Source organism: Bartonella sp. CM120XJJH (genome assembly GCF_042194715.1).
In the GTDB taxonomy this organism is placed as follows: Bacteria; Pseudomonadota; Alphaproteobacteria; order Rhizobiales; family Rhizobiaceae; genus Bartonella.
Window position 1 is genome coordinate 1 of record NZ_JBHINE010000145.1, and the last position, 578, is coordinate 578.

Consider the following 578-nt stretch of genomic DNA (forward strand, 5'->3'; position numbering starts at 1 on the left):
AACTTCTTTATCAGAAATTATTCTATACTTTATTTGAGAGAATATAATGATGGCAAAGGAACGTTGTCTTCCCTTAAGACGAAGAGGGCGCCCAAAAGGTGCATTGAAGAAAACAACAAGGCAGTTTAATGAAGCTCTTCTTACAGCTGCTGAACAAGCTGGGTATCAATATGGTGAAGATGGACTGGTATCCTATCTTCAGTATCACGCACTCAATAATCCTGTGCCTTTTTTTTCGCTTCTCGCAAAAGTTTTGCCTCTGCAAGTGACTGGAGAGGGGGGAGACGCGGTTAAAACAATTTCGCGTGTTGAAATTGTGCCAGTGATTTCAAAGGATACTAAGCTTGAGGGAGATAGGAAGAGGATTGAGCGAGATAGAAAAACGGAGAGAAATACGAAGTTTGAGGGGTGTGGAGCTTGAGGCATATATTACTTGAGAGGCGTTTCCCTTTAAGGCGTGTGTTACTATCGAGATTGTGAAGCTTGTGGGTAGATTAAGAGAATGTGGGGATCTTGGTTTCTGGTCATGGTGGTGCTTGGGAGCGTGATGTCTGAAGACTATAATATCTGAGAATTGC

The 578-nt window shown here is 42.4% G+C and carries 1 protein-coding gene; it reads left to right on the top strand.

The annotated features are described in order from the left end of the window. Positions 1-46: 46 nt before the first annotated feature. The gene (locus ACFIKU_RS10255) at positions 47-421 is read left to right on the top strand and encodes a hypothetical protein (RefSeq protein ID WP_375657447.1); all 375 of its coding nucleotides are present in this window, start codon (positions 47-49) and stop codon (positions 419-421) included. Positions 422-578: the final 157 nt, after the last annotated feature.

Bases quoted from the DNA above. Each gene is read 5' to 3' on its own strand.
- ACFIKU_RS10255 (WP_375657447.1), top strand. From the start codon at position 47: ATGATGGCAAAGGAACGTTGTCTTCCCTTAAGACGAAGAGGGCGCCCA.